Source organism: Kitasatospora sp. NPDC127111 (assembly GCF_042677465.1).
Lineage (GTDB): Bacteria > Actinomycetota > Actinomycetes > Streptomycetales > Streptomycetaceae > Kitasatospora.
This window is the reverse complement of the sequence record NZ_JBHXTG010000016.1, coordinates 16737-42191: the sequence shown is the minus strand read 5'-3', so window position 1 is coordinate 42191 and position 25455 is coordinate 16737. Positions and strand designations below refer to the sequence as shown.

The following is a 25455-nucleotide window of genomic DNA, read 5'->3' as shown; positions in this document are numbered from 1 at the left end:
CGTCGCAGCGTATGCTTACGCCGTATATGTACACTTTGCCCCCGATCGGGTGGCGGGTCAATAGCCCGGCGCGCAGGGCTTGTTCGGAGCCCTCCCCCAGGGCCTCCCCCACCGCCTCGTCCGGGGGCTCGCGCGGCGCCTCCCCCGCCGCCTCGTCCGGGGCCTTCCCCCAGGGCCTCGACCGGGGGCTACTCCGGGGGCCCGTCCGGGGGCTCGTCCGCGGGGCCGCCCACGGACTTCCTCGGCGGCCGGTGCGGGAGCTTCCGCGGCGGCGGCCGGTCCGGGGCGAACCGGTCGAGCAGCGCGTCCAGCCCCGCCGCGAGCCCCTGCTCGCCCCCGTGGGCCAGCAGCGCCGGGGCCTTCGCCCGCAGGCCGGGCAGTTCCTCGGCGGGCATCAGGTGCAGGCCCAGCCGGAAGGCGGGATCGGGCTCGTCCGGGTTGTCGACCATGGCCCGCAACGCCTCGAAGATGTAGCCGAGCACCCAGGCGTTGTACACCCGGAAGGCGGCCACCACGGCGGCCTCGTCGAGGCCCGCCGCGTCGAGCAGGGCCAGCACCCGCTCGTGGTCGCGCAGCACCGCCAGCGGGCGGCGGCTCATCGGCACGGCGAGCATGCGGGTCGCCAGCAGCGGCGCGACGTGGGGGTGGGACAGGGAGATCCGGTACGTCTCGCGCGCCGTCCGGTGCAGCTCCGTACGCCAGTCGGGCGACCCGCCCGCCCGGCGCCCGCCGCCGGGCTCCGCGGCCAGGGCCTCCTGCAGTTCGATGTACAGCGCCTCGACCAGCCCGTCGAGCAGTGCGTCCTTGCCGGGCGCGTACCGGTAGATGGCCATCGCCTCGACGCCGAGCTCGGCCGCCAGCCGACGCATGCTCAGCGCCGACAGGCCCTCGTGGTCCACCAGGTCGAGGGCCGCGGCCAGCACCCGCTCGCGGCTGAGCCGGCCCCGGCCGCCGCGCGACCGGGTCGGCGGACGGCCGGCACCGCTCGGGCCGCGCCCGCGTCCTGCGTCCTGCGTCATGCCTCGCCTCCACAGCGCGCCCGCCGCCCGACCGTTCCGTCCCGACCTTATGCCTGCCGGGCGGGGAAGCCCGCGCACCGGGCGGGTGCCTGCGCGCCCCGGCGGAGTCGTCCGATGGCGGGCCCGGTCGGCCTGCGGAAGGATTGTCCGGGCATCGGTCAACCCTGGATGCCGGAAGTGACGAGGTGTGCCCTTGAGCCGTCTGACCTGGGACTGCCGCCGCGGCCCCCGTCGGGGAGGACCGCCCGGGTGCCCCGCCCCGGTGCCCGCCGGAGCCGGCCCCGGTGGCCGCGGCCGGGCGCCCCGCACGGCCGGCGTCGGCCACCGGGCACCGGCCGGGCACCCACCGCTCCGGCCCGCGCCCGGGCCGTCGGGACGGGCCCCGGCCGAAGCGGACTCCGGCACCACCACGACCCGCATCCGGACGCGGCCCGCCTGCGAGCGCTCCTCCCCCGGCCACCGCGCCGGGCACCGGCTCACCCGGATGACCGCCCGCCGCCGCCGGGTGCTGCCGCGCCACTGGACGCTCCCGGGCCGGCGGACCGGACGCGGCGCGCACACCGATCCGCCGGCCCGGCAGCGGCCGCCCGGACCACCGCCACCCGGTCCGGCCGAGCGCCCCGGGCCCCCCGACCCGTCCGGACGTCCCGACCCGTCCGGACGCCCCGACCCGCCCGGCCCGCGCGGGCCCGCCGAACCCCCCGGGCCGGCCCGCGCCGACGTTCCGGCCCCCGCGCCGCCGGGTCAGGAGCCCGTCACCGACCGGACCCTGCGCACCACCCGCACCATCGTCGTGCTGGCCGCCACCGAGATCGTCGGGAAGCTCTCCACCCTCGTCCTCGTCGTCGGCGCCGCCCGGCTCCTCGGCCCGGCCGACTTCGGCGTCTTCTCCTACGCGCTGGCGATCGGCTCGCTGGCCGCGATCGTGCCGCTCTGGGCCTACGACACGACGCTGGTCCAGCGGGCCAGCGCCGAGCCGAGGCGGCTGCGCGCCATGCTCGCCGCGCTGCTGGCCATGCGCACCGTCCTCGTCGTCCTGGTGTTCCTGGTCGTCCTCGCGATCGTCGGGCTCGCGCCGCCGGGCGGGGGCGGGAACGTGCTGGGCGGGCTGCTGGTGATCGCCGCGACGCTGCTGGACACCTTCACCGAGACGTACCGCTCGGCCGCCGCCGTGATGGAGCGGCAGGGCATCATCGCGGTCGTCCACCTCGTCCAACGGTTACTCACCGCGGCCGCCGCACTGGCCGCACTGCTCGCCGACACCGGCCTGCTCGGGCTCGGCGTCGCCTACTTCGCCGGCACCGCCGTCGGCCCGGTGCTCGCCGCCCTCATGGTGCGCCGCGCGGGGGTGCGGCCCGACTGGCACGCCCTCTCCCGCGCCGAGGTGGCGGACCTCAACCAGGGCGCCTGGGTGATCGGCCTGTCCAACGTGGTGCTGATCGCCCTGTTCCGGCTCGACACGGTGATGCTCGCCGGCTTCGCCGGGAGCCGGGCCGTCGGCATCTACGCGGCGGCCTACCGCCTGCTGGAGACGGCCGTGTTCGTCTGCTGGGTGGTCACCCGGGCGATCTTCCCCAAGATGGCGGCCGACCCCGCGCCCCAGCGGGTCCGGCGCCTCACCGAGCAGGGCTTCGGCGTGCTGGCCGCCGCGTTCGTGCCGTACATGACGGTGCTGCTCTGCCGGGGCCACGACATCCTGCGGGTGCTGTACGGCCCGGAGTTCGCCGACGCCGGCACGGTCATGCTGGACTGGCTGGCCCCGGCGCCGCTGCTCTTCGGCCTGGCCTTCCTGGCCGGCTTCGCGATCCTCGCGGCGGGGCCCACCGTACGCGTCCTGGTCAGCTCGCTGGTCGCGCTGGCCTCGAACGTCCTCCTGAACCTCCTGCTGATGCCCCGCTACGGCGGAGCGGCCGCGGCCTTCACCACCACGCTGTCCTACGCCGTCCAGGGCGCCACGCTCATCGTGCTCGGCCGCGCCCGGGCGGGCGTGCCCCGGGTCGGGCGGGTGGGCCTGCCCGCCGTGGCCGGCTCGGCCGCGGCCGCCGTGCCGCTGCTGGCACCCTGGCCGCTGCTGCCCGCCCTGCTCGCCGCGCTGGTGGTCTACCTCCCGTGCTGGGCGCTGACCGCGCGTCGCGTCGACCCGAAACAGGTCCAGGTCCTGCGCGGCCTGTTCCGCCGGGGGAGGACGGCATGACCGACCCGCTGCGCGTCACCGTGGTCGCCTCCGCCGGGGTCGTCGGCGGCGCCGAACTCTGGCTGCTCTCCCTGCTGGACGCCACGGACCGGCTCGCCGTGGACGCCGTGCTGCTCGCGGAGGGGCCGCTGGAGGCGGAGTTCGCCCACCGCGGCGTGCCGCACGTGGTCCGGCCGACCGGCCGCACCACCCCGGCGATCGCCGCCACCGGCGCCTGGCTGGCCCGCCGGCTGCGCGCCGCCCGCCCCGACGTGGTCCTCGCCAACGGCGTCAAGGCCGCGGTGGTCACCGCCCCCGCGGCCCGGCTGGCCGGCGTGCGCTGCCTGTGGGCCAAGCACGACCACTCCTTCGACGGCCCGCCGATGCGGCTGCTGGCCGCGGCCACCGACGGCTGCGTGGCCACCGAGCAGGGCCTGGTCCGGGCGTCGCACGACCCGCGCGCCGTCCTGGTGCCCGTCCCCGCCCCGGACGGACCGGCCCTGTCGCCCGCCGCGGCCCGCGCCGAGCTGGGCCGGCACGGGGTGCGGGTCGACGCGGACGAACTGCTGCTGCTCACCGCCGGGCGGCTCGTCCCGTACAAGGGCGTGGACGACGCGATCACCGCGCTCGCCCGGCCGGGCGGCGAACGGTGGCGGCTCGCCGTGGTCGGCGGCAACGACCCGGCGGCACCGGGCGAGCGGCAGCGCCTCGCCGAGCTGGCCGCCGCCCTCGGGGTGGGCCACCGGGTGGACTTCGCCGGCTGGATCCGGGACGCCTGGCGCATCGTTCCCGCCGCCGACGCCGTCGCCGTCCTGACCAAACCCGACCCGACCGGACCGGGCCAGGAGGCCTTCGCCGGCACCGCCGTCGAGGCGATGCTCGCCGGCGTACCCGTGATCACCACGCCCGGCTCGATCACCGAGCGGGTCACCGGGCCCGCCGGCCCGGCGGAGTCCGCGGGGCCCGCCGGAATCTCCGTCCGCCCGGCCGACCCCGCCGAAGTGGCCGGCGCGCTGCGACGGCTCACCGACCCGGACACCCGGGCGGCCATGGGCCGGGCCGGGCGGCAGCGGACCGCCGCCGCCCCCGGGCCCGCCGTCTGCGCCGCGAAGCTGGCCCAGGCGCTGTCCGAGGCCGCCCGCCTCCCCGGCACCGGTCTGGTGGGAACGGCGCCCGTGTCGGTGGTGACGACGGTCCTCGACGAGGGCCCGGCGGTCGACCGGCTGCTGCGCCGGCTGCTGCCCCAGCTCACGGTGGCGGGCGACGAGATCGTGGTGGTCGACGGCGGCTCCGCCGACGACACGGCGGCCCGGGCCCGCGCCGGGGCGGCGCGGGACCCCCGGATCCGCGTGCACGTCGTCCCCGGCGCGGGCATCTCGGCCGGCCGCAACGCCGGCGTCCGGGAGGCCCGCAACGACCTCATCGCGTGCACCGACGCGGGCTGCGCCCCCGACGCGCACTGGCTGGCCCGGCTGCGGGCGGCCGCCGCCGAGCCCGATCCGGCCGCCCTGCTGACCGGCGTGTACCGGGTGGGCGGCGACGGCGTGCTCTCCGGCGCGATGGCGGTGGTGGGCTACCCCGTCCCCGAGGAGGCCCGCCACCCGGGGCCGTGGACCCGCCTCTACTGCCGGCTCCTGGGCCGGGGGTTCGAGGCCGACATGCCGACCGGCCGCTCGATGGCCTTCACCCGCGAGGCCTGGCGGGACGCCGGCGGATTCCCGGAGGGACTGCGCACCGGCGAGGACGTCCTGTTCGGCCGGGCGGTGACCGCGGCCGGGCACCAGGCCGTCCTGGTGGCCGGCGCCGAGGTCGACTGGGAGCAGCGGCCGACCCTGCGCGGGACCGCGGTGATGTACTTCCGCTACGGCGACGGCGGCGGCCGGGCGGCCGACGCCCGTCTGCTGGGGCGCGACGTGCTGCGGGCGGCCGGGTACGCGGCCGCCGGATCCCTCGCGGCGCGCGGGCCGCGCGGCCGGGCCGTCGCGGCGGCCGGGGCCGCCTGCTACCTCTCGGTGCCGCTGGCCCGGGCCGTCCGCACCCGGCGCTGGGCCTCGCTGCCCGCCGTCCCGGTGGCCGCGGCCGTCCGCGACCTGGCCAAGGTGGCGGGGGCCGCGCACGGCCTGGCCGGCCGGGTGCGATCGGGCCCGGCCGCGGTCCGTGGCGCCGGGGGCCGTAGCGCCGGGGGCCACGTGACCGGGGGCCAGGAGACCGCGGGCCGCGAGACCGGGGGCCCGGAGTCTGCGGGCCGCGCGTCCGCGGGCCGCGCGCCGGGAGACCGCGGGACCGGGTCCCGGACGGCCGGGGCCGGCACGCGCCGGAGCCGCGCGGCCCGGAGCCGCGCGTCCCGGCCCCGGACGGACGGGGCGTCATGAACCGGGCGGCGGTGCTGCAGCGCGGGCTGGGGGTCGGCGCCTCGTGCGTGGTGTTCCTCGGCGTCCTGCTGCTGGTGGCGGCGGGCCGGCTGCCGCTGGGCCTGCTCGCCCTGCTGGCGGTGGGACTGCTGGCCGCCGCGGCCACCTTCGCGGTGCGCCGGCCCGTCCTCGCCCCGGCCGCCGCCGCGGCCCTGCTGGTGGCCGGGGACGTCGCGGTGCCCCTGGTGGAGCACCTGGCCAAACTGACCAGCGTCCTGGCCGCGGTGCTCGTCCTGTTCGCCCGGATGGCCGGGCGCGGGCGACGGATCGGCTGGTCGCCGCTGCTGGCCACGCTGGCCCTGCTGATCACCTGCGCCTTCCTGTCCACCGCCACCAGCCTCGACCCGGCCAGGTCGCTGTTCCAGGACGCCGACTACCTGGTCGGACTCGCCCTGGCGGCGTCCGTGGTCGCGGCGACGGTGGACCGCACCGACCTGCTGCTGCTCGCGACGGTGATCACCCTCTCGGGCGCGGTGCTGTGCGTCAGCGCGCTCACCTCCGCGGCCGACCTGGAGGCGCGCAACAACGCGACCGTGGTCAGCAACCGGCCGATCGGCGTCTTCGCGCAGCCCAACGAGCTGGGCCTGGCCGCCGCGATGACCCTGTGCTTCAGCATCGCCATCACCGTCCTGGCGTTCCGCCAGCGCCGCCGGACGACCGGCGCGCTCTGCGCGGCCACCGCGGCGCTCGCCCTCGTCGCCCTGCTGCTGAGCCTGTCCCGGGGCGCCTGGATCGGTGCCACCCTGGGCCTGGTGGTGCTGGCCGCACTGCTGCGCGAGGCCCGGCGGCCGCTGCTGACGGGCCTCGCCGCCCTGGTCACCGTGGCGGTCGTCCAGCTGGTCGTCCTGCGGACCACCGCGAACGTCGTCACCCAGCGGCTGCTGACCCTCTTCAACGGGCAGCGCAACCCCTACGACGTCCGCCCCGAGGTGTGGGCCGAGGCGCTCGACCAGCTCGGCCGGCGTCCCCTGCTCGGCTCCGGGCCCCGGGCCTTCCCCGCGGCCGCGCGGGCGAACCTGGCCAACTTCACCGCCGCGCGGGACGCCGACCACGCGCACAACCTGCTGCTCACGGTGGGCGCGGAGCAGGGCGTGCTGGGGGCGGCCGGGCTGATCGCGGCGGTCTCGGTGGGGGCCTGGGAGGCACTGCGCAACGCGCGGCCCCCGAAGCGGGGGCCGACCGACGGCAGTTCACCCGGGCCGGCCACCGACCTGGTGGTGCGCGGCGTCTCGGCCGGAGCCGCCGCCGCGCTGGCCGCCGTGATCGGCCAGGGAATCGTCGACTACCCGCTGCGCAACCCCATCACCGACGCCCTGACCTGGCTGGTCATCGGCCTGCTGGCGGCCTGTGCCCGCACCCGGTCGGGCCGACCGGCCCCCGAGATCCCGAGGTTCGCGCCATGACAGAACAGGTCCAGGAGCTCGAGCCGGCGCAGCGGCCGGCCCGGACGTCCCCCCGTCCGAACCTGCGCGCGCTGCTGGCCGCCCTGCTGGCGGGCGCGATCGTGCTCGGCGCCGGGCTGGCCGTGATCGGGACCGTCCACAAGCGCTACGCGGCGACCAGCACGCTCTCCTTCTCGCCGCGGGTGACCTCCGTGAACGCCGACGTCGTCCAACTGGCCGCCAGCCGGTACGCGGTCGTGGCGGGCTCGACCAGCACGGTGGCCGAGGCGGCCGCCGCCAGCTCGCTGACACCGCACGAGCTGCGCTCCGGCCTGGCGGTGGCCGTCCAGCCGCTCACCGCCAACCTGGACATCACCGCGTCGCTGAAGGACGCCCGGCAGGCCGCGACCGCGGTCAACGCCATCGCGGACATCGTGGCCAGATCCGCGGCCTCCGACCCGCTGATCGCCGGCGACGTCACCGACCGGGCGGACCTCGGATCCGTCAAGACCAAGCCGTCCCGGACGCTGCTGTGGCTCATCACGATCGCGGCGGCCGTCCTGGTCGCCGGCTGGGTCGGCTTCCTGGTCCGCTACCTCACCCTCAGGACAATGGCGAGGCGAGAATGAGCACCACACCTGGACCGGGCCGCCGGCCCGGCGCCCGCGGACCGCTGGTCCTGATGTACCACGGCATCGGCAGCCGCCCCGCGGAGCGCGATCCGTACAACCTGTTCGTGCCGCCGGAGGGGCTGGAACGGCAGCTGACCACCCTGGTCGAACGCGGCTGGACGCCGCTGACCCTCGACCGGTACCTGAACGGGGACGTCCCGCGGCGCAGCGTGCTGGTCACCTTCGACGACGGGTACCGGTCGATGCTCGACGAGGGGCTGCCCCTGCTGCGACGGCTGCGGGTGCCCGCCACGGTCTTCGTCCTCCCCGGGCTGCTCGACGGCACCTCGCGGTGGATGGCGCGGATGCCGGACGAGCCGCTGCTCGACGCCGCCGGCGTCCGGGAACTGGCGCGCGCCGGGCTGGACGTGGAGTGCCACGGCTGGGACCACAGCGACCTGGTCCGAACCGACCCCGAGGGCCTGGACCGCAACGTCGCCGGCGCCGCCGAGGCCCTGGCCGACCTGCTCGGCAGACGCCCCCGGGCCTACGCCTACCCCTACGGCACGCACGACGCCCGGGCCCGCCGCGCGGTGGCCGCGGCCGGCTTCCAGGTCGCCTTCAGCGTGCACGAGGGCGACGGGCGGTACGCCGTCCCGCGCGTCGACGTCAACTCCACGGACACCGGTGCGACGTTCCGGCTGAAGACCAGCCGGGCCTATCCGGCGCTGCGCCGGGTCAGCGGCGCCGTGCCCAAGCTCCGCCCGGCCCTGCACGCGGTGCTGGGCAGCGCCCGGCGTTCCTGACGGCGGATCGGCGTTCCTGACGGCGGTTCGGCGGGTGCCGGCGGGTGCTGGCAGTTCGTGGCAGCTCAGGGCAGTCCGTGGCAGTTCGTGGCAGATGCTGGCAGTTCCTGGCGGGCGCCGGCGGGGGCCGACGGGTGCCGGCAGTTCCTGGCGGGCGCCGGCAGTTCCTGACGCCTCGACGGCCGGTTGCCGGGCGCCGCCGCTCAGCCGGGCGCCGCCGCTCAGCCGTGCGCCGGTCAGCCGTGCGCCGCCCACGCCCGGCGGGCGTCGTCGTAGACGGTGTACATGTGCTCGACGACCTGGCGCACGTCGTGGTGCCGGCAGACGTGCCGCTGCGCCCGCCGGCCCAGCCGGTGGCAGCCGTGGAGGTCGGCCAGCCGCGCACTCACCGCGGCCGCGAGCGCGCCGGGATCGTCCGGCGGGACGAGGGCCACCGGCCACTGGGGGGCGGGCAGGCTCTCGCGGGCGCCGGGCACGTCGGTCACCACGACGGGGCAGCAGCAGGCCATGGCCTCCAGCGGAGCGAGCGCCATCCCCTCCCAGCGGGAGGGCAGCACCACGAGGTCCGCCGCCCGGTACCAGTCGCGCGGATCGGCCACGTCCCCGGCGAACCGGACGGCCTCGGGCGCCCGGGCGGCCAGCGCCGCGCGGTCCGGCCCGTCGCCGACCAGGACCAGCTGCGCCCCGGCCACCCGGTCCCGGACGCCGGGCCACGCCCCGAGCAGCACGTCCTGGCCCTTCTGACGGCACAGCCGTCCCACGCACACCGCCAGGGGCACCGCGTCGTCCACGCCGAGCCGGCCGCGCGCCGCCTGCCGCGAGGACCCGTTCGCACCGGCGAAGTAGGCGAGGTCCACGCCGTTCGGCACGACCACGTAGGGGGCCCGCACCCCGGCCGCCCGGCCCTGGAGGTGCTCCGCCTCGCTGACGCACACCAGCCGGTGCACCCACCGCGCCCCGGCCCGCTCCCACTGCGCCAGCGCCACCCGCAGCGGGCCCGGCACCGCGTCGAACGACCAGGCGTGCGGCTGGAACACCGTGGGCAGCCGGCCCCGCAGCGCCAGCCGGCCCGCGAGGCCCGCCTTCGAACTGTGCAGGTGCACCAGGTCCGGCCGCGCCGACCGGACCACCCGGCGCAGCGCGGCCACCTCGCGGGCCAGCCCGGGGCCGGGAGCGCGACCGGCCTCCCACGGCACGACGTGCGCGCCGGAGCACTCGGCCGCCCGGTGCAGCCGGCTGCCGGGCAGGCAGGCCACGACCACCCGGTCGCCCCGGGCGCACTGACCCGCGACGAGGTCGGCGGCCACCCGGGCGACCCCGCCCTCGCTGGACTGCGCGACGTGCAGGATGGTCCGCCGGCCGTCCGGGCCGGGCCCGGGCCGCGGAGCCGTGGCGTGGTGTGCGGTCGTGGTCATCGTGCTGTGCCTCTCCGGGCGGTACGGCGCCGGGTCGGCCCGTCTTGGGGGTCGGGACGGCGTGTCTCGCGCGTCGGGCGCGAGTCTTGGGGGGCCGGGACGGCGTGTCCCGTGGCGTCGGGACGGCGGGTCTTGGGGGCCGGGACGGCGTGTCCTGGGGGTCAGGACGGGAGCAGGCGTCCGGTCGCCGCGCGCAGTCTGCGGTAGAGCCGGTTGCGCCGCACCTGCAGGCCCTCGGCCGGGGGCGCCACCGGGGCGCCGCGGAGCTCGGTCCAGATCTGGAAGAGCTGCGGCGGCGTGTCCGCGCGGACGGTCAGCCGGGAGATCCGCAAAGGGTCCTCGGTGCTCGAACTGAAGGCGTTGCCTTTCGACACCCCCGAGGTCCACCCCGCCTCCCTGACGGCCCGCCGGACGGGCGGGCTGGAGTAGCCGTGGGGGTAGGCGAAGGAGCCGACCTCGTGCCCCAGCACCTCCTCCAGGTGGCGCTTGCAGTCGAGGATCTCGGGCAGCCAGCGGCCGCCGCCGAGCACGTCCAGCTCCGCGTGGGTCATCGAGTGGCCGCCGATCTCCACCCCGAGGCTGTCCAGGGTCGCGACCTGGCGCCAGTTCAGCATGTCGGAGGGCGGCAGCAGGCTGCCGGACCCGGCGGCGCCGGGCGGGTGGACGGCGCCGACCGTCACGTACAGGGTGGCGGGCAGCCCGCGTTCGGTCAGCACCTCCGCGACCGTCCAGTAGAAGTCGGCGAAGCCGTCGTCGAAGGTGAGCACGGCCGCGTTGGACGGCACCGGGGGGCCGCCCCGCTGCGCCAGGACCAGGCGGCGCAGCGGCACCACCTCGAGGCCGCTGCCGGCGATCCGGTCCAGTTGCTCGCGGAAGACGGCCGGGGTGACGGTGAGCGGGGAGATCCACGACGGCGGGTTGTTCGACACCGAGTGGTACTGGAAGACCGGCACGACGGTCATGGCAGGCTCCGGTGCCGGGCTCGCGGCGGCCGGTGGGGCTGTCCCGGAAGGTGCGGCGCCGCGGCCAGGCGGCAGGCCGCGCCCGCGAGCAGGTCGCGCAGCACGGCCGCGAAGGGGCGCGGCCTGGCCGGGGATCCGCCGGTGAGGGCGGTGGCGCTGTGGCTCTCCATGGCCTTCGTCCGTCCTTCCGGTCGTCCGGGTGTGCTGGGTGGGGCGCGCAAACGGTTCATCACGAGTGTTTCGTTCATGGCGGGCGATTCATCGGGGGTGGTTCATCGGAGGTGGTTCACCGGGGGTGGTTCACCGGGGGTGGTTCACGGCAGGTGATCGGTCGTCCGGGGTGGTCCGTGGGGATCGTCCCCGCCGGTCCGGCTCGACGGCCGGCCGGACCGACCGGGGCCTCCGAGGCGGCCGACCCGACTCGACGCGCCCGGAGGCCCCGGTGGTGGCACCGGTCGTGGTCCGGTGCCCGGAGGCGGCGGGCCGGGCCGACGCGGGCCCGCCGTAGGTGGTCGGTGGGTACCGGGTGAGCGGTACCGGGTGAGGGGGCCCGGGTGGCCGGGAACCGAGGGGGCGTCGACCAGCGCCCGAGGCGGCGTGGCGGGCTCGCCTGCCGCTCCGGTGGCCGGGGCCAAGCCGAGCAGGTGTCCGTGCAGCCGCACCAACGCCAACACGCGGCCGTCCGGGCCGGCGGCGCCGGGACCGCGGGGCGGGCACAGGCCGCCCCGCTCGTCCGGCCCCGGTGCGACGATCCGGAGGGTGGTGTAGAGCGAGTCACGAACGGCAGGGCGCGGACAGGCAGCTGCGGTGCGCCGGTCGGGGCCTTTCATCATCGCTCCCCCGCGGCTGCGGTCACCGCGGCCTTGGCGCCGGGACGCTCGGTCACGAGGACGCGCAGCGCCGCCGTGCCGTCGGAGACGGCCTGGCGGCGCGAGCGGCCGCTGCGGCGAGGAAGTTCCAGGCTCGGCACCTCCGCGATCCGGAGGCCGGCGCGCAGGGCGTGGGCGATCATCTCGGTCTCGATCTCGGAACCGGAGGACCGCAGGTCCAGCGCGTTCAGGACGGCGCGGCGGAAGGCGTAGAAGCCGTAGCAGAGGTCCGTCATGGAGGTGCGGTAGAGGTGGTTGGTGAGGACGACCATCGCCCGGTGGCCCAGCGAACGCACCCGGCCGAGGTCCAGCGAGCCGCCGCCGGCGATGCGGCGCGAGCCCTTGACGAAGTCGTAGCCGTTGTCGAGGAAGTGCAGGTAGTGCGGGATCTCCCCGGGCCACATGGAACCGTCGGCGTCCATCGTCACGACGTACTCACCGGTGGCGGCGGCGAATCCCGCGCGCAGGGCGCTGCCCTTGCCCGGTGCGCTCTGCCGGACCCTGCGGACGACGGGCCGGCGGTGCCGGCCCGCGGCCGCGTCCGGGTCGTCGGCGGCGCGACCGTCCTCGGTGACGGTGGTGCCGGTGGTGAGGTCACCGGTGCCGGTGCCTGTGGCGTCGTCGGCAGTGCCGGTGGCGTGGTCGTCGGGCGCGGCGGCCCCGGTGGCGCCGACCGGCTCGGTGACGTCGACCAGGATGACCTCGTCCACGCAGCGCGGGATCTGCTCGAACACCCAGGGGACCTCGTCGGCATCCCGGCGGACCGGGACGATCAGGCTGACGCCGCGCCCGCGGGCGGCCGGGTGCGGACCGCGGGTCGCGGTCCGCCGGGCGGTCGTCCGGTCGGTGGCCCGGCGCATGAGCCCGTCGCGCTCAGGGCGTTCGGGGCGTTCGGACGGATTCGGGCGGACGTCATCGGGCAGGATGGTGCTCATCGAGGGCGGCCTCTCGGGGGGAGGCGGCGGGCGGCGCCGGAAGGCGGCGCGGCCCCTGGTGTGACGGGGCGGGCCCGGGTGCGCGACGGATGCGCGGGGGGCGGGGCCCCGGAACACAGTTCCCGCGCGGACTTCCGGACGGGGACTGCCGGAACTACGGGGAGCGACCGGCGGCCGGATGGGGGTGCGCGCCGCGGGCTCCCGGGCGCCGAAGCGCCGGTCTGTCGAACTGGCCTGAACCTTCGTCCCGCACCGGGGGTGCGGTCTGTGCCAGGGCCTCATCGTGCACACGTACGGAGAGTCACGTCAAGGGGGTTTGTCCGGTTTTTTACGATTTCACGATGGGTCGCGCGCCGCCTACGCGCGGCACCTCACACCGCCCGCGCGCGGCGGCCCGGCCCTGACCGGGCCGCCCTTCAGCCACCGACCGGGCGGCCCTCCGGCTCCTCGGCGATCCGACGGGCGATCTCGGCGGGCCGCACCGGGCGGCCGAAGTGCCAGCCCTGCGCCCAGTCACAGCCGATGGCGCGCAGCCGCTCGGCGTCCTTGCGGGTCTCCACGCCCTCGGCGGTGACGGTCAGGCCCAGCGCGTGCGCCATCGACACCAGGCCGCTGACGATCCGCCACCCCGTCTCCTCGTCCTTGGCCGGGTCGTGCAGGTCGCCGACGAACGAACCGGCGATCTTCAGCCCGGAGACCGGCAGGTCGCGCAGGTAGGCCAGGTTGGACCAGCCGGTGCCGAAGTCGTCGACGGCGAGCGAGACGCCCTGGTCAACCAGCCCGTGCAGGGTGCGCAGCGCCTCGTCCTCCGGGCCGACCACGGTGGACTCGGTGATCTCCAGCTGGAGCCGGGCCGGGTCCAGGCCGGTGGCGTCCAGGATCCGGCCGAGGTCGGTCACCAGGGCGGCGCTGCGGGCCTGACGGACCGCCAGGTTGACGTTCAGTTGCGGCGCGTCGTCACCGAACCGCTTGATCCACTCCGCCGCCTGGCCGCAGGCCTGCTCCAGCACCCAGCGGCCGAGCGGCATGATCAGGCCGGTCTCCTCGGCGGTGGTGACGAACTCGTCCGGGCCGAGCACGCCGAGCTGCGGGTGGCGCCAGCGCACCAGCGCCTCGACGGCGGCCAGCCGGCCGTCCGTCAGCGCGTACAACGGCTGGTAGTCGATGAAGAACTCGCCGCGGTCGAGGGCGGCCGGCATCCGGACCGAGACGGCGTAGCGGCTGACCGCGCGGGCGTTCTCCTTGGGGTCGAAGAGCGTCCAGCGGCCGCGGCCGGCCTCCTTGGCCCGGTACAGCGTCAGGTCGGCGGCGCGGACGGCGGCGCCCGGCGTGGTGGTGGAGACGCGCCGCTCCAGCACGCCCACGCTGGCTCCCACGGCGAGCTTGTGATCGCCGATCAGGACCGGCCCGGCCAGCGCCTTCAGCACGGTCTTGGCGGCGGCGACGGCCTCCTGCTCGCCGCGGCAGTTCTCCAGCAGCACCACGAACTCGTCGCCGCCGAGCCGGGCGACCAGGTGGCCGAGCGGGGTGAGGGCGGCCTTCAGCCGGGCCGCGACGGCGGAGAGCAGCTGGTCACCGGTGTCGTGGCCGAGGCTGTCGTTGACCACCTTGAAGCCGTCGAGGTCCACGTAGCAGAGGCCGAACCGGGCGCCCGGGTCCGGCTCCTCGAAGAGCTTCTCCAGCCGCTCGAAGAAGGCCGCCCGGTTGGGCAGGCCGGTCAGCGGGTCGTGGGTGGCCTGGTGGCGCAGCCGCTCCTGGAGCCGGTAGCGGTCGGTGATGTCCTCCAGCATCGCCACCTGGTACTGCGGGCGGCCGTCGTCGTCGCGGATCAACGAGACCGTCAGGTGGGTCCAGACCACCTCGCCGTCCGCCCGGTAGTACGGCTTGTCGAACTGGAAGTACTCCCGCTTGCCGCTGATCAGCTCCTCGTACGCCTCCCAGACGCCCGGGGTGTCCTCGGGGTGGACGAGGTCGCCGACCCGGCGGCCCTGCATGTCCTCCGGGCCGGCCCCGAACAGCTCCTGGAGCGCCTTGTTGACGGCGAGGATGTTGCCGTCGGTGTCGCCGATGCCGATGCCGATCGCCGCGCTCTCGAACAGCGCGCGGAACCGGGCCTCGGAGGCGCGCAGCGCCCGTTCGGCCTCCTTGCGGGCCACGTCGGCGGCGGTGCGGATGGCCTCCTGCTCGCGCAGGGTGCGCTCGCGCAGCGCGGCCGCCCAGCCGGCCGCGAAGGCGCCGCACAGCGCGGGCCCGCGGTCGTCGGTGACCGGCTGTTCCTGGAGCAGCTCGACGGCGCGCGCCAGCACCACCGGGTCGGTGAAGTGCGCGTCGACGAGCTCCGCGCCGGCCTGGGCGGCCAGGTGCGGCTCGAACGGCTGCTCCCGTTGGGCGCGGTGGAGCAGCGCGGCGGTCCGGGAGACCAGCCTGCCGAGCAGACCGGGGTGGACCGCCGTGCCGTGGTCACCGGAGAGCAGCCGTGCCCAGTCCTCGTGGAACCGTTCGGCGCTGCTCGGCACCGGCGCTTCGTTCACGGGCGGAACCCAACGCCCGCCACCCCGGTCATCCGCTCGGGGTGCTGGCCGACGGCCTCCGGCTGGTCGGGCCGCCACTGCGGCAGGTAGACGACGCCGGGCTCGACCAGCTCGAAGCCCGCGAACATCGCGGTGATCTGCTCGTGGGTGCGCATGGTCAGCGGAGTGGGCGTCATCCGGTAGAGCTTCTGGTGGTCCTCGGCCTGGTCCGGGCGGCCCTCCAGGGAGGCGTGCGAGAGGACCAGCGCGCTGCCCGGCGGGAGCGCGTCGCGCAGCACCGCGACCAGCTTCCACGGGTCCTCGGCGTCGCTGACGAAGTGCAGGACGGCGACCAGCAGCACGGCCACCGGCTCGCCGGCCGCCAGCAGGGCGGTCACCTCGGGGCGGGCCAGCAGGTCGTCGACGTCGCGCAGGTCGGCCTGGACGACGGAGCTCTTCGGGTCGTCCTGCAGCAGCAGCCGGCTGTGCGCCACGGCCACCGGGTCGCGGTCGATGTAGACCACCTCGGCCTCGGGGCGGATCTCGCGGGCGATCTCGTGCACGGCGCCGAAGGTGGGGATGCCGGAGCCGATGTCCAGGAAGCGGGTGATGCCCCGTTCGGCGACGAACTGCACGGCGCGGCGCAGGAAGGCACGGTTGGAGCGCATGATCTGGGGCAGCTCCGGCCAGAGGGCGATCGCCTTGCGGGCCATCTCCCGGTCGACCTCGAAGTTGTGCGAACCTCCGAGGTAGTAGTCGTAGACCCGCGCGGCGTTCGGTTTGTCCAGGTCCGTGCCTTCCGGTACCCAGTTCGGTCGCCGCATCCTGAGGACTCCTTCGCTCCGGTTCCGGGAAGCCAGCTGTCCGGAGGGACGGCTGCGACTGCTGAGACTACAAGCACAAAAGATCCTCCCTTGCACGCCGAACGCATGCAAGCGGAGTTCTCCCATCCTCCGGAGGCCTCGGCTCCGCTCCGACGGGGGGTGGGGTGGGGGTGCCGGCGGGACGTGACCGCGCCGGTGCGCCGGGGGCGCGGGCCGCTGGTCCCCGGGGGACCTGGTGACCTTCTGCCCCATCCTGCCGAGTTCTGATGGTTTCTGCTGTTTTCTGCAGAGTTCTACCGGGTTCCGCCGAGCTCTACCGAGTTCTGACGAGTTCTGCCGAGGATGCGGTGTCGGCCGAGAATGGAGCTGATGGCCGGACGCATCGAGGACTACGCCCTGATCGGTGACCTGCAGACCGCCGCCCTGGTCGGCCGGGACGGATCGGTCGACTGGCTGTGCCTGCCGCGGTTCGACTCCCCCAGCTGCTTCGCCGGCCTGCTCGGCGACCGGCAGCACGGCGCCTGGCGGCTCGCCCCGGTCGGCGGCACGCGGTGCGCCACCCGCCGCTACCGCGGCGACAGCCTCGTCCTCGAAACCGACTGGCACACCCCCGGCGGCTCGGTCCGGGTCACCGACTTCATGCCGCAGCGCGGGCAGGACGGCCGACGCACCCCGCAGCTGATCCGGATCGTCGAGGGCCTCGACGGCACCGTCCCGGTCCGCGGCGAACTGCGGCTGCGCTTCAACTACGGCCGGATCGAACCCTGGGTCCGCCGCACCGGCCGCCACCGGGTCGCGGTCGCCGGACCCGACTCCGCCTGGCTGCGCGTCCCGCCCGGGGTGCACACCTACGGCGTGGACGGCGTCACCGCCTCCGACTTCACCGTCACCGCCGGCCGCCGGGTCGCCTTCGTGCTCACCTGGCAGCCCTCCCACCTGCCCACCACCCCGCGCACCGACCCCGAGGAGGCGTTACTCGCCGCCCTCCGCGACTGGGAGCGCTGGGCGGGCGGCTGCCGCTACCGCGGCGAGTGGCGGGACGCCGTGCTGCGCTCGCTGATCACCCTCAAGGCGCTCGCCTACGCGCCCACCGGCGGGATCGTCGCCGCGCCCACCGCCTCACTGCCCGAGCGGATCGGCGGGATGCGCAACTGGGACTACCGGTTCTGCTGGCTGCGCGACTCCTCGATGACGCTCTCCGCCCTGCTCCGCGGCGGCTTCCGCGAGGAGGCCGCCGCCTGGCGCCGCTGGCTGCTGCGCGCCATCGCCGGCGACCCCGGCGACCTGCAGACCGTGTACGGCGTCGCCGGCGAGCGCGTCCTCGGCGAGACCGTCGCCGACTGGCTGCCCGGCTACGAAGGCTCCCGGCCGGTGCGGTTCGGCAACGCCGCCGTCGACCAGCTCCAACTCGACGTCTACGGCGAGGTGGTGGACACCCTGCACCTCGCCCTGCTGGCCGGCCTGCCGATGGAACGGCACGTCTGGACCCTGCTCCGCACCCTCATGGCGTACCTGGAGCGGCACTGGCGGGAACCCGACGAAGGACTGTGGGAAGTCCGCGGCGGGCGGCGGCACTTCGTGCACTCCAAGGTGATGTCCTGGGTCGCCGCCGACCGCGCCGTCCGGCTCGCCGAGGCCACCGGCCTGCCCGCCCCCGTCGACCGCTGGCGGGCGATGCGCGACGCCGTCCACGCCGACGTCTGCGCGCACGGCTACGACCGGCGGCGCGGCGTCTTCGTCCAGCACTACGGCGGGCAGGGGCTCGACGCGGCCACCCTGTTCGTGGTCAAGAGCGGCTTCCTGCCGCCGGACGACCCCCGGGTGATCCGCACCGTCGACGCCGTCCGGGACGGCCTCGACCACGGCGGCCTGGTCCGCCGGTACCAGGCCCACCAGCGCACCGACGGCCTGCCCGGCGGCGAAGGCGCCTTCCTGGCCTGCTCGTTCTGGCTCGCCGACGCGCTCGCCGCCACCGGGCGGCGGTCCGAGGCGCACGACCTGTTCACCCGGGTGGTCGGGCTCGCCAACGACCTCGGCCTGCTCTCCGAGCAGTGGGACCCGCGCGCCCGCCGCCAACTCGGCAACACCCCGCAGGCGTTCAGCCACGTCGCGCTGGTCAACACGGCCTTCACCCTGGCCGAGCCGGAGTAGGGTGCGGGGCGTGGACCCCAACCACTACCGGTTCCGCGACACCTGGCGCCTGCCCGCGCCACCGGCCGCCGTGTACGCGGCGCTCGAGGACGTGCGCCGGTACCCGCTCTGGTGGCCCGAGATCCGCGCGGTCCGGCAGACGGGCACCGGTTCCGACAGCGGCGAAGTGCTGGTGCGGGCGCTGTTGCCGTACCAGCTGGTGATCGGGCTGGAGACGGTGCGGCGGGACCCAGCGGCCGGCGTCCTGGAGGCCGCCATGTCCGGGGACCTCACCGGCTGGTCCCGTTGGACGGTCAGCGCGGACGGCACCGGCAGCCGGGTGCTCTTCGAGGAGGACACCCGCCCCGGCAAACCCCTGCTGCGCCGCCTCGCCCTCCCCCTGCACCCGCTCTTCCGCGCCAACCACGCCGTGCTGATGCGGCGCGGCCGGCGGGGGCTCGCGGCGTACCTGACGGCGAACGACTGACAGCTGACAGATTTCAACATCTGTTAGTTGTTCGCTGTTATCTGTCATCTGTCAGTCGTCAGGCTGTTCGCCGCCAGTTGTCCGTCGTCCGTCACCGGCGGAACAGCCACCGCCGCAGCAGCCGGGTGACCACCGGCAGCGCCGCGTACGTCATCAGCGCGCTGATGAGCGGCGCGGTGACGAGCGGCCGGACGGCCGTCGGCAGGCCGGCCAGGTGCGGGTTGAGCAGGACGCTCGCGGTGACGGTGAGCGGGGCGATCGCGAGCGTCGAGGCGACGGCCATCTTCCAGCGCACGGGCGGGCGGCCCCTCGGCTCGGCCGCCTTGGTGGTGGCGAACCAGCCCTCCATGCCGAGGATCTCGTGCCGGTGCACCTCGTGGTGGTGGCCGTCCGCCGCCGCGAAGCAGGCCGCCCGGGCCGGGGACGCCTGCCAGGAGCCGAACGCCCCGCCGTCGCGGAAGTGCAGCAGCAGGTGCCAGGGGTCGTCCGGGCCGGCCGGGCGCAACAGTCCGGTGCCGAGGTTGCCCTCGTGCGCGGCGGCCGCGGCGAGGATCTCCTTCGCCCAGGCCTCGAACGCCTCCTCGTACCCGGGTTCCACCCGGCGGGCCACGAAGAGGGTGACCTCGTCCTCGCCCGTCCGCCCGCGCCCGGCCGCCTCGTCGTGTGCCGTGGTCGTCATGCGTCCCGCCCTTCCCGTGCGTCGCCGCCGGTCGCACCCGCCCCGCAGCGTACGGCCCCGCCCGGCGTCCGCGCTTTGCCTGCCCGCCTCGTGGGACGCGCCCTATGGTGGCTGCGGACCGCCGATCCCCCGACCGACGCGACGCCCCGGGAGGCCCGCCATGACGACCGCGCCGAACGGGCCGCGCCCCGGATCCGGCGGGCCCTACGACCGGCTCTTCGACCGGCCCTTCGACCGCGGCGGCACCGGGAGCGGCAAGTGGGCCCGGGCCGGCGGCGGGGCGGGCGGGGTGATCCCGATGGGCCTGGCCGACATGGACCTGCCGGGGCCGCCGGCCGTGGCACGGGCGCTGGCGCGGCGGGCGCGGCACCGCGCGTACGGGTACACGGTGTGCGATCCGGCCGGGCGGGAGCTGGTGGCGCGGTGGTACCGGGACCGGCACGGCGTGGAGGTGGACCCGTCCTGGGTGCTGCTGCTCCCGTTCGGGCCGCGGACGGCCGTCCGGCTGCTGCTGGAGGCGGTGCGCCCGGCCGGCGAGGTGCTGTTCCCGACGCCCGAGTGGGGCGGCTTCGCCCAGCTCTGCCGGGCGGCCGGCCTGCCGTTCCGGGAGGTGCCGCTGGTCCGGGACGCCGCGGGTCACCGGCTGCCGGTGGCGGCGTTCGCCGGGTGCCGGGACGGCGCGGTGCTGCTGAGCAGTCCGCACAACCCGTCCGGGCGGGTGTGGTCCGAGGCGGAGGTGTCCGCGCTCGCCGAGGTGGTGGCGCGGGCCGGCGCGGTGCTGGTCTCGGACGAGGTGCACGGCGACCTCACCCACCCCGGTCACCGGCATCCGGTGGCGGTCGCGGTGGCGGGCCGGGACCGGGAGCGGACGGTCACGCTCAACTCGGTCGGCAAGACCTTCAACGCCTCCGGCATCCCGAGCTGCTTCGCGCTCGTCCCGGACGCCGCGCTGCGCGAGCGGCTGGTCGGGGTGATGGCCGGGTACGGGCTGTGGGAGGGCGGGCTGCTGGAGCAGGTGGTCCAGCAGGCGGCGCTGCGGGAGGGCGGCCCGTGGCTGGACGCGCTGCTGGCGCACCTGGCGGCCGCGCGGGACCGGTTGACCGGTCTGCTCGGCGGCGCCGTGCGGTCCGTGCCCGAGGCCTCCTACCTGCTCTGGGTGGATGCCGCCGCGCTCGGTCTGCCGCCGGACGGGGCGCGGGCGGCGCTGCTGGAGCGGTGCGGTCTGGAGGCCTCGGACGGGGCCGACTTCGGGCCGGGCGGACGCGGTTCGCTGCGGCTCAACTACGCGCTGCCGACCCCGGTGCTGGCGACCGTGCTGGAGCGGCTGCGCCGGGCCGAGCCCCGGGTGTCACCCGTTTGAACCGCCCCTGACCTGCGAAGACTCCTCTTCACCAGATGTTTGCGGAGCGCCCCGGCATGGTCCGTAGCAGACTGGGCAAGGTAGACCGGGCCGCAATCGTGATCCCGAGGATGGTGAGTCCGGTGATACCCGTTCGACCGACCAGTCCGACCGCCCGACCCAGCACGGATCCGCCGTCCGGCGGGGTCACGCCGCTGACCGAGTCGGCCGCGCGCAGCCACATGTCCGGCGTCTGCTTCAAGATCGGCCCGCCCCGGCTGGTCGGCGTCGAGGTCGAGTGGTTCGTCCACGACGACCGATGTCCCGGCACCCCCGTCCTACCGGAGCGGTTGCACGCCGCACTGGACGCACTGCCCCTCGGCGGTCCGGACGGGACGTCGCTCCCCTCCGGGGCCCGCCTCACCCTCGAACCCGGCGGACAGGTCGAGCTCAGCTCCCCGCCCGCCGAAGGACTCGTCGCCTGCGTCGACGACACCCGACGCGATCTCGCCGCCCTGCGGGCCGCCTTCGCCGCCCAGGGCCTGCGACTCACCGGCACCGGCACCGATCCGCTGGCGCGTCCGCGCCGGATGGTGCTGGACCACCCGCGCTACCTGGCGATGGAACGGTTCTTCAACTCGGCCGGTCCCTGGGGCCGGATCATGATGACCGGCACCGCCTCCGTCCAGGTCTGCCTGGACGCCGGGCTGGACGCCGGACGCGATACCGGTCCGGGCGCCGGTCCGGGCGCCGGTCCGGGTGCCGGGAGGAACGGCACCGCGAGCAGCCCGCACACGCTGGCCCGACGCTGGCAGCTGACCCACCGGCTCGGTCCGGTGCTGGTCGCCGCCTTCGCCAACTCCCCGTTGCTGGACGGGAAGCCGACCGGCCACCGGTCCACCCGGCAGACCGTCTGGTCCCGGATGGACCCCACCCGGACACTCGCCCCCGCCCCGGACCACGGCGATCCGCGCGAGGCCTGGAGCCGGTACGTGCTCGACGCCGAGGTGCTCTGCATCCGCCGCCCCGACGGGCGGCCGTGGACCGCGCCGGCCGGGCTGACCTTCGCCGACTGGCTGCGCGGCGCCGGCGAGCGCCCGCCCACCCTGGCGGACCTGGACTACCACCGCACCACGCTGTTCCCGCCGGTCCGCCCGCGCGGCCACCTGGAGCTGCGGATGATCGACGCCCAGCCCGGCGACGGCTGGATCGTCCCGGCCGCCCTGGTCACCGCGCTGCTGGACGACCCGGTGGCCGCCGACGCCGCGCTGGCCGCGCTGGAGCCGCTGGAGTGCGCCGACGGCCCGCGCCCGCCGCGCAGCGAGGCCTGGCGCCGCGCCGCCACGCTGGCGGTCGCCGACCCCGAACTGCGCCGCGCCGCCCTCGCCTGCTTCGCCGCCGCCGACGCCGCGCTGGGCCGCCTGCCCGGCGCCGAGCGGCTGCGCACCGCCGTCGCCGAGTTCGCCGAGCGCTACCCCGCGCGCGGCCGCTGCCCGGCCGACGACCAGCTGGACGCACTGCGCTCCGGCACCCGACGCACTCCCCCGGAGGAGGCCGCACCATGATCGACGACGCCCGCCCGGCCGGCGCCCCCACCGCGACCCCCGCGACCCCGGACCAGCAGCACCCGGGCGACACCCCGCCACGCGACACCCGGCGGCTCGACACCCCGCGGCTCGACACCCTCCCCCTGGAGACGCTGCGCGAGACGATCGCCGCCGAGCTGCTGGCCGCCCGCGCCCGGACCGCCGCGCTCACCGACTGCGTCGAGGACCACGACCTCACCGCCCAGCACTCCCCGCTGATGTCCCCGCTGGTCTGGGACCTCGCGCACATCGGCAACCAGGAGGAGCTCTGGCTGCTGCGCAACGTCGGCGGCCGGGACCCGATGCACCCGGAGATCGACCCGCTGTACGACGCGTTCGAGCACCCGCGCGCCGAGCGGCCCAGCCTGCCGCTGCTGCCGCCGCCCGAGGCCCGCGCGTACGCCCACGAGGTGCGCGGCCGGGTGCTCGACCTGCTCGGGGCCAGCCCGCTGGAGGGCGCCCCGCTGCTGGACGCCGGGTTCGCCTTCGGGATGATCGCCCAGCACGAACAGCAGCACGACGAGACGATGCTGATCACCCATCAGCTCCGCAAGGGCAAGCCGGCCCTGGCCGCTCCCCCGCCGCCGCCCGCCCCGGCGGACGCGGCCGCGCTGCCCGCCGACGTGCTCGTCCCCGCGGGCCCGTTCACCATGGGCACCGACACCGAGCCCTGGGCGCTGGACAACGAGCGCCCGGCGCACCGGGTCGAGCTGCCGGCCTTCCGGCTGGACACCACGCCCGTCACCAACGGCGCCTACCAGCACTTCATCGCCGACGGCGGCTACGACGACCCGCGCTGGTGGACGGCCGAGGGCTGGGCGCACCGGCAGCAGGCCGGGCTGACCGCCCCGCTGTTCTGGCGGCGCGAGGGCGGCCAGTGGCTCCGCCGCCGGTTCGGCGTGCTGGAGCCCGTCCCGGCCGACGAGCCGGTGCTGCACGTCAGCTGGTACGAGGCCGACGCGTACGCCCGGTGGGCCGGGCGGCGGCTGCCGACCGAGGCGGAGTGGGAGAAGGCCGCCCGGCACGACCCGGCCTCGGGCCGCTCCCGCCGCTACCCGTGGGGCGACGCGACGCCCGGGCCCGAGCAGGCCAACCTCGGCCAGCGCCACCTCCGCCCGGCCCCGGCCGGCAGCTACCCCGGCGGCGAATCCCCGTACGGCGTACGGCAGTTGATGGGCGACGTGTGGGAGTGGACGGCCAGCGACTTCCGCCCCTACCCGGGCTTCCGGGCCTGGCCATACAAGGAGTACTCGGAGGTCTTCTTCGGGCCCGAGTACAAGGTGCTGCGCGGTGGCTGCTTCGCCGTCGCCCCGGTCGCCTGCCGGGGCACCTTCCGCAACTGGGACTACCCGATCCGGCGGCAGATCTTCGCCGGGTTCCGCACCGCCGCCGACGTGGAGGCCGGCTGATGTGCCGCCACCTCGCCTACCTGGGCGAGCCGGTGGAGCCGCAGGAGCTGCTGGTCGAGCCGCCGTTCGGGCTCTACCGGCAGTCCTGGGCGCCGCGCAGCCAGCAGTACGGCACGGTCAACGCGGACGGCTTCGGCCTCGGCTGGTACGCGGACGGCGACGAGGTGCCGGCCCGCCACCGGCGGGCCGGGCCGGTCTGGGCGGACGCCACCTTCGCCGACCTCGCCCGGGTGATCCGCACCCGGGCGCTGCTGGCGGCCGTCCGCTCGGCCACCGAGGGCTGCGCGGCGGGCGAGGAGGCGGCCGCGCCGTTCGCCGCGGGACGCTGGCTGTTCAGCCACAACGGCGCGGTGTCCGGCTGGCCGGAGAAGCTGGACACCCTGGCCGGGCTGCTGCCGCCGACCGAGTTGCTGGAGCTGGTGGCGCGCACCGACTCGGCGCTGCTCTGGGGCCTGGCGCTGCACCGGCTCCGGGCGGGCGCCGGCCTCGGCGAGGCGCTGGCCGGCACGGTCGCGGACGTGGCCGCGCGCACCACCGGGCGGCTCAACCTGCTGCTGACGGACGGCCGCGCGCTGGCCGCGACCGCCTGGGGCGACACCCTGCACCACCGGACCCTGCCGGGCCTCGGCGTCGTGGTCGCCTCCGAGCCGTACGACGACCACCCGGACTGGAACGCCGTCCCGGACCGCTCGCTGCTGCTGGCCGGACCGGACGGCGTCACGGTCCGGCGCCTCTGAGCCCGCGACCGAGCCGCCTCTGAGCCCGCGACCGAGCCCGCCGAGCCCCGCCACCGAGTCCTGACACCGAGCCCCGTCACTGCGAGCCTCTCCCCGCTCAATCCTTCACTTTTTGAACCGAGGACCCATCTGCCATGAGCACGTTCGATCTCACCCGACTGCTGCCCGCGGACCACTTCAGCAGCGCGTTGCGCCACGACGTGCAGCACGGTCTGACCTCCGAACCGAAGTGGCTGCCGCCGAAGTGGTTCTACGACGCCCGGGGCAGCGAGCTGTTCGAGGAGATCACCCGGCTGCCGGAGTACTACCCGACCCGCGCCGAGCGGGCCATCCTGACCGCCCGGGCCGGCGAGATCGCCGCCGCCACCCGGGCCCGCACCCTGGTCGAGCTCGGCTCGGGCTCCTCCGAGAAGACCCGGCTGCTCCTGGACGCCCTGCGCGACCTCGGCACCCTGGACTCCTACGTCCCGGTGGACGTCAGCGAGAGCGCGCTGACCGCCGCCGGCAAGGCGCTCACCGAGGAGTACCCGGGGCTGGCCGTGCACGGCGTGCTGGCCGACTTCACCGTCGGGCCCGGACTGCCCGGACTGCCCCCGGACGGCGGGCCGCGCCTGGTCGCCTTCCTCGGCGGCACCCTCGGCAACCTGCTCCCCGCCGAGCGCGCCGCCTTCCTGCGCGGCCTGCGCGCCGCCCTCGACCCGGGCGACTTCCTGCTGCTCGGCACCGACCTGGTCAAGGACTCGGAGGTGCTGGTCGCCGCCTACGACGACGCCGCCGGGGTGACCGCGGAGTTCAACCGGAACGTGCTCAACGTGCTGAACCGGGAGCTGTCCGCCGACTTCGACCCGGACGCGTTCGAGCACGTGGCGCTCTGGGACCAGGAGCAGGAGTGGATCGAGATGCGGCTGCGCTCGCTGCGCGCGCAGACCGTGAAGATCCCGGCGCTGGACCTGCCGGTCCACTTCGACGCGGGCGAGGAACTGCGCACCGAGGTGTCGGCGAAGTTCCGCCGGGAGCGGGTCGCCGAGGAGCTGACCGCGGCCGGCCTGCGGCTGTCCCACTGGTGGACGGACGAGGAGGGGCGGTTCGGGCTGTCGCTGGCCGAGCCTATTTGATTTTTCACCTTACTAATGAGCAAAGGGATTTGAAGGACATCCCACGTACAACACTT

At 76.1% G+C, this 25455-nt stretch carries 20 protein-coding genes; 12 read left to right on the top strand and 8 right to left on the bottom strand.

Annotation, left to right across the window (positions count from 1 at the left end; translation table 11 throughout):
- Window positions 1–188: 188 nt before the first annotated feature.
- Complete coding sequence (locus tag ACFVHB_RS13255) at window positions 189–1019, bottom strand: TetR/AcrR family transcriptional regulator (protein ID WP_380319776.1); 831 nt, start codon at window positions 1017–1019, stop codon at window positions 189–191.
- 484 nt (window positions 1020–1503) lie between these two features.
- Between ACFVHB_RS13255 and ACFVHB_RS13250 the strand changes: the two genes are divergently transcribed.
- From ACFVHB_RS13250 to ACFVHB_RS13230, 5 genes are read left to right on the top strand one after another with little or no spacing between them, the layout of a single operon-like run.
- The gene (locus ACFVHB_RS13250) at window positions 1504–3213 is read left to right on the top strand and encodes an oligosaccharide flippase family protein (RefSeq protein WP_380319773.1); all 1710 of its coding nucleotides are present in this window, start codon (window positions 1504–1506) and stop codon (window positions 3211–3213) included.
- Window positions 3210–5564: a glycosyltransferase gene (locus tag ACFVHB_RS13245; protein ID WP_380319770.1), complete on the top strand. Its 2355-nt coding sequence runs from the start codon at window positions 3210–3212 to the stop codon at window positions 5562–5564. Before ACFVHB_RS13250 ends, ACFVHB_RS13245 begins: the two co-directional genes overlap by 4 nt.
- On the top strand, window positions 5561–7006 hold the full coding sequence (locus tag ACFVHB_RS13240; protein WP_380319767.1) for an O-antigen ligase family protein: 1446 nt from the start codon (window positions 5561–5563) through the stop codon (window positions 7004–7006). Before ACFVHB_RS13245 ends, ACFVHB_RS13240 begins: the two co-directional genes overlap by 4 nt.
- Window positions 7003–7614: a hypothetical protein gene (locus tag ACFVHB_RS13235; RefSeq protein ID WP_380319764.1), complete on the top strand. Its 612-nt coding sequence runs from the start codon at window positions 7003–7005 to the stop codon at window positions 7612–7614. Before ACFVHB_RS13240 ends, ACFVHB_RS13235 begins: the two co-directional genes overlap by 4 nt.
- On the top strand, window positions 7611–8402 hold the full coding sequence (locus tag ACFVHB_RS13230) for a polysaccharide deacetylase family protein (RefSeq protein WP_380319761.1): 792 nt from the start codon (window positions 7611–7613) through the stop codon (window positions 8400–8402). Before ACFVHB_RS13235 ends, ACFVHB_RS13230 begins: the two co-directional genes overlap by 4 nt.
- A gap of 236 nt (window positions 8403–8638) precedes the next feature.
- Here ACFVHB_RS13230 and ACFVHB_RS13225 read toward each other — a convergent pair whose 3' ends face one another.
- From ACFVHB_RS13225 to ACFVHB_RS13200, 6 genes are all read right to left on the bottom strand, one after another.
- Window positions 8639–9817: a glycosyltransferase family 4 protein gene (locus tag ACFVHB_RS13225; RefSeq protein WP_380319758.1), complete on the bottom strand. Its 1179-nt coding sequence runs from the start codon at window positions 9815–9817 to the stop codon at window positions 8639–8641.
- Between the two features lie 161 nt (window positions 9818–9978).
- On the bottom strand, window positions 9979–10779 hold the full coding sequence (locus ACFVHB_RS13220) for a polysaccharide deacetylase family protein (protein WP_380319755.1): 801 nt from the start codon (window positions 10777–10779) through the stop codon (window positions 9979–9981).
- Window positions 10776–10949, bottom strand: coding sequence for a hypothetical protein (locus ACFVHB_RS13215; RefSeq protein ID WP_380319752.1), 174 nt, complete (start codon window positions 10947–10949; stop codon window positions 10776–10778). Before ACFVHB_RS13215 ends, ACFVHB_RS13220 begins: the two co-directional genes overlap by 4 nt.
- A gap of 659 nt (window positions 10950–11608) precedes the next feature.
- Complete coding sequence (locus ACFVHB_RS13210; protein WP_380319749.1) at window positions 11609–12583, bottom strand: glycosyltransferase family 2 protein; 975 nt, start codon at window positions 12581–12583, stop codon at window positions 11609–11611.
- Window positions 12584–12999: 416 nt separating this feature from the next.
- Complete coding sequence (locus tag ACFVHB_RS13205) at window positions 13000–15114, bottom strand: putative bifunctional diguanylate cyclase/phosphodiesterase (protein WP_380319746.1); 2115 nt, start codon at window positions 15112–15114, stop codon at window positions 13000–13002.
- Complete coding sequence (locus tag ACFVHB_RS13200) at window positions 15111–15917, bottom strand: SAM-dependent methyltransferase (RefSeq protein WP_380319743.1); 807 nt, start codon at window positions 15915–15917, stop codon at window positions 15111–15113. Before ACFVHB_RS13200 ends, ACFVHB_RS13205 begins: the two co-directional genes overlap by 4 nt.
- A 369-nt stretch (window positions 15918–16286) precedes the next feature.
- Here ACFVHB_RS13200 and ACFVHB_RS13195 point away from each other — a divergent pair, with 369 nt between their 5' ends.
- Both ACFVHB_RS13195 and ACFVHB_RS13190 read left to right on the top strand, forming a co-directional pair.
- Window positions 16287–18068: a glycoside hydrolase family 15 protein gene (locus ACFVHB_RS13195; RefSeq protein WP_380319740.1), complete on the top strand. Its 1782-nt coding sequence runs from the start codon at window positions 16287–16289 to the stop codon at window positions 18066–18068.
- Between the two features lie 10 nt (window positions 18069–18078).
- Window positions 18079–18534 carry an SRPBCC family protein gene (locus ACFVHB_RS13190; protein WP_380319737.1) on the top strand — a complete coding sequence of 152 codons (456 nt, stop codon included), beginning with the start codon at window positions 18079–18081 and terminating at the stop codon, window positions 18532–18534.
- Window positions 18535–18625: 91 nt separating this feature from the next.
- Here ACFVHB_RS13190 and ACFVHB_RS13185 read toward each other — a convergent pair whose 3' ends face one another.
- Window positions 18626–19213, bottom strand: a complete 588-nt coding sequence (locus tag ACFVHB_RS13185; RefSeq protein ID WP_380319734.1) for an antibiotic biosynthesis monooxygenase — start codon at window positions 19211–19213, stop codon at window positions 18626–18628.
- A gap of 160 nt (window positions 19214–19373) precedes the next feature.
- Here ACFVHB_RS13185 and ACFVHB_RS13180 point away from each other — a divergent pair, with 160 nt between their 5' ends.
- From ACFVHB_RS13180 to egtD, 5 genes are all read left to right on the top strand, one after another.
- A complete protein-coding gene (locus ACFVHB_RS13180; protein WP_380319731.1) occupies window positions 19374–20573 on the top strand; it encodes an aminotransferase class I/II-fold pyridoxal phosphate-dependent enzyme in 1200 nt (399 codons plus the stop codon).
- Window positions 20574–20695: 122 nt separating this feature from the next.
- The gene (gene egtA, locus ACFVHB_RS13175) at window positions 20696–22117 is read left to right on the top strand and encodes an ergothioneine biosynthesis glutamate--cysteine ligase EgtA (RefSeq protein WP_380319728.1); all 1422 of its coding nucleotides are present in this window, start codon (window positions 20696–20698) and stop codon (window positions 22115–22117) included.
- Window positions 22114–23547, top strand: a complete 1434-nt coding sequence (gene egtB / locus ACFVHB_RS13170) for an ergothioneine biosynthesis protein EgtB (RefSeq protein WP_380319725.1) — start codon at window positions 22114–22116, stop codon at window positions 23545–23547. The genes egtA and egtB overlap by 4 nt, the downstream gene beginning before the upstream one ends.
- Window positions 23547–24284, top strand: coding sequence for an ergothioneine biosynthesis protein EgtC (egtC, locus tag ACFVHB_RS13165; RefSeq protein WP_380319722.1), 738 nt, complete (start codon window positions 23547–23549; stop codon window positions 24282–24284). The genes egtB and egtC overlap by 1 nt, the downstream gene beginning before the upstream one ends.
- Window positions 24285–24418: 134 nt before the next feature.
- Window positions 24419–25399, top strand: coding sequence for an L-histidine N(alpha)-methyltransferase (gene egtD / locus ACFVHB_RS13160; RefSeq protein ID WP_380319719.1), 981 nt, complete (start codon window positions 24419–24421; stop codon window positions 25397–25399).
- Window positions 25400–25455: the final 56 nt, after the last annotated feature.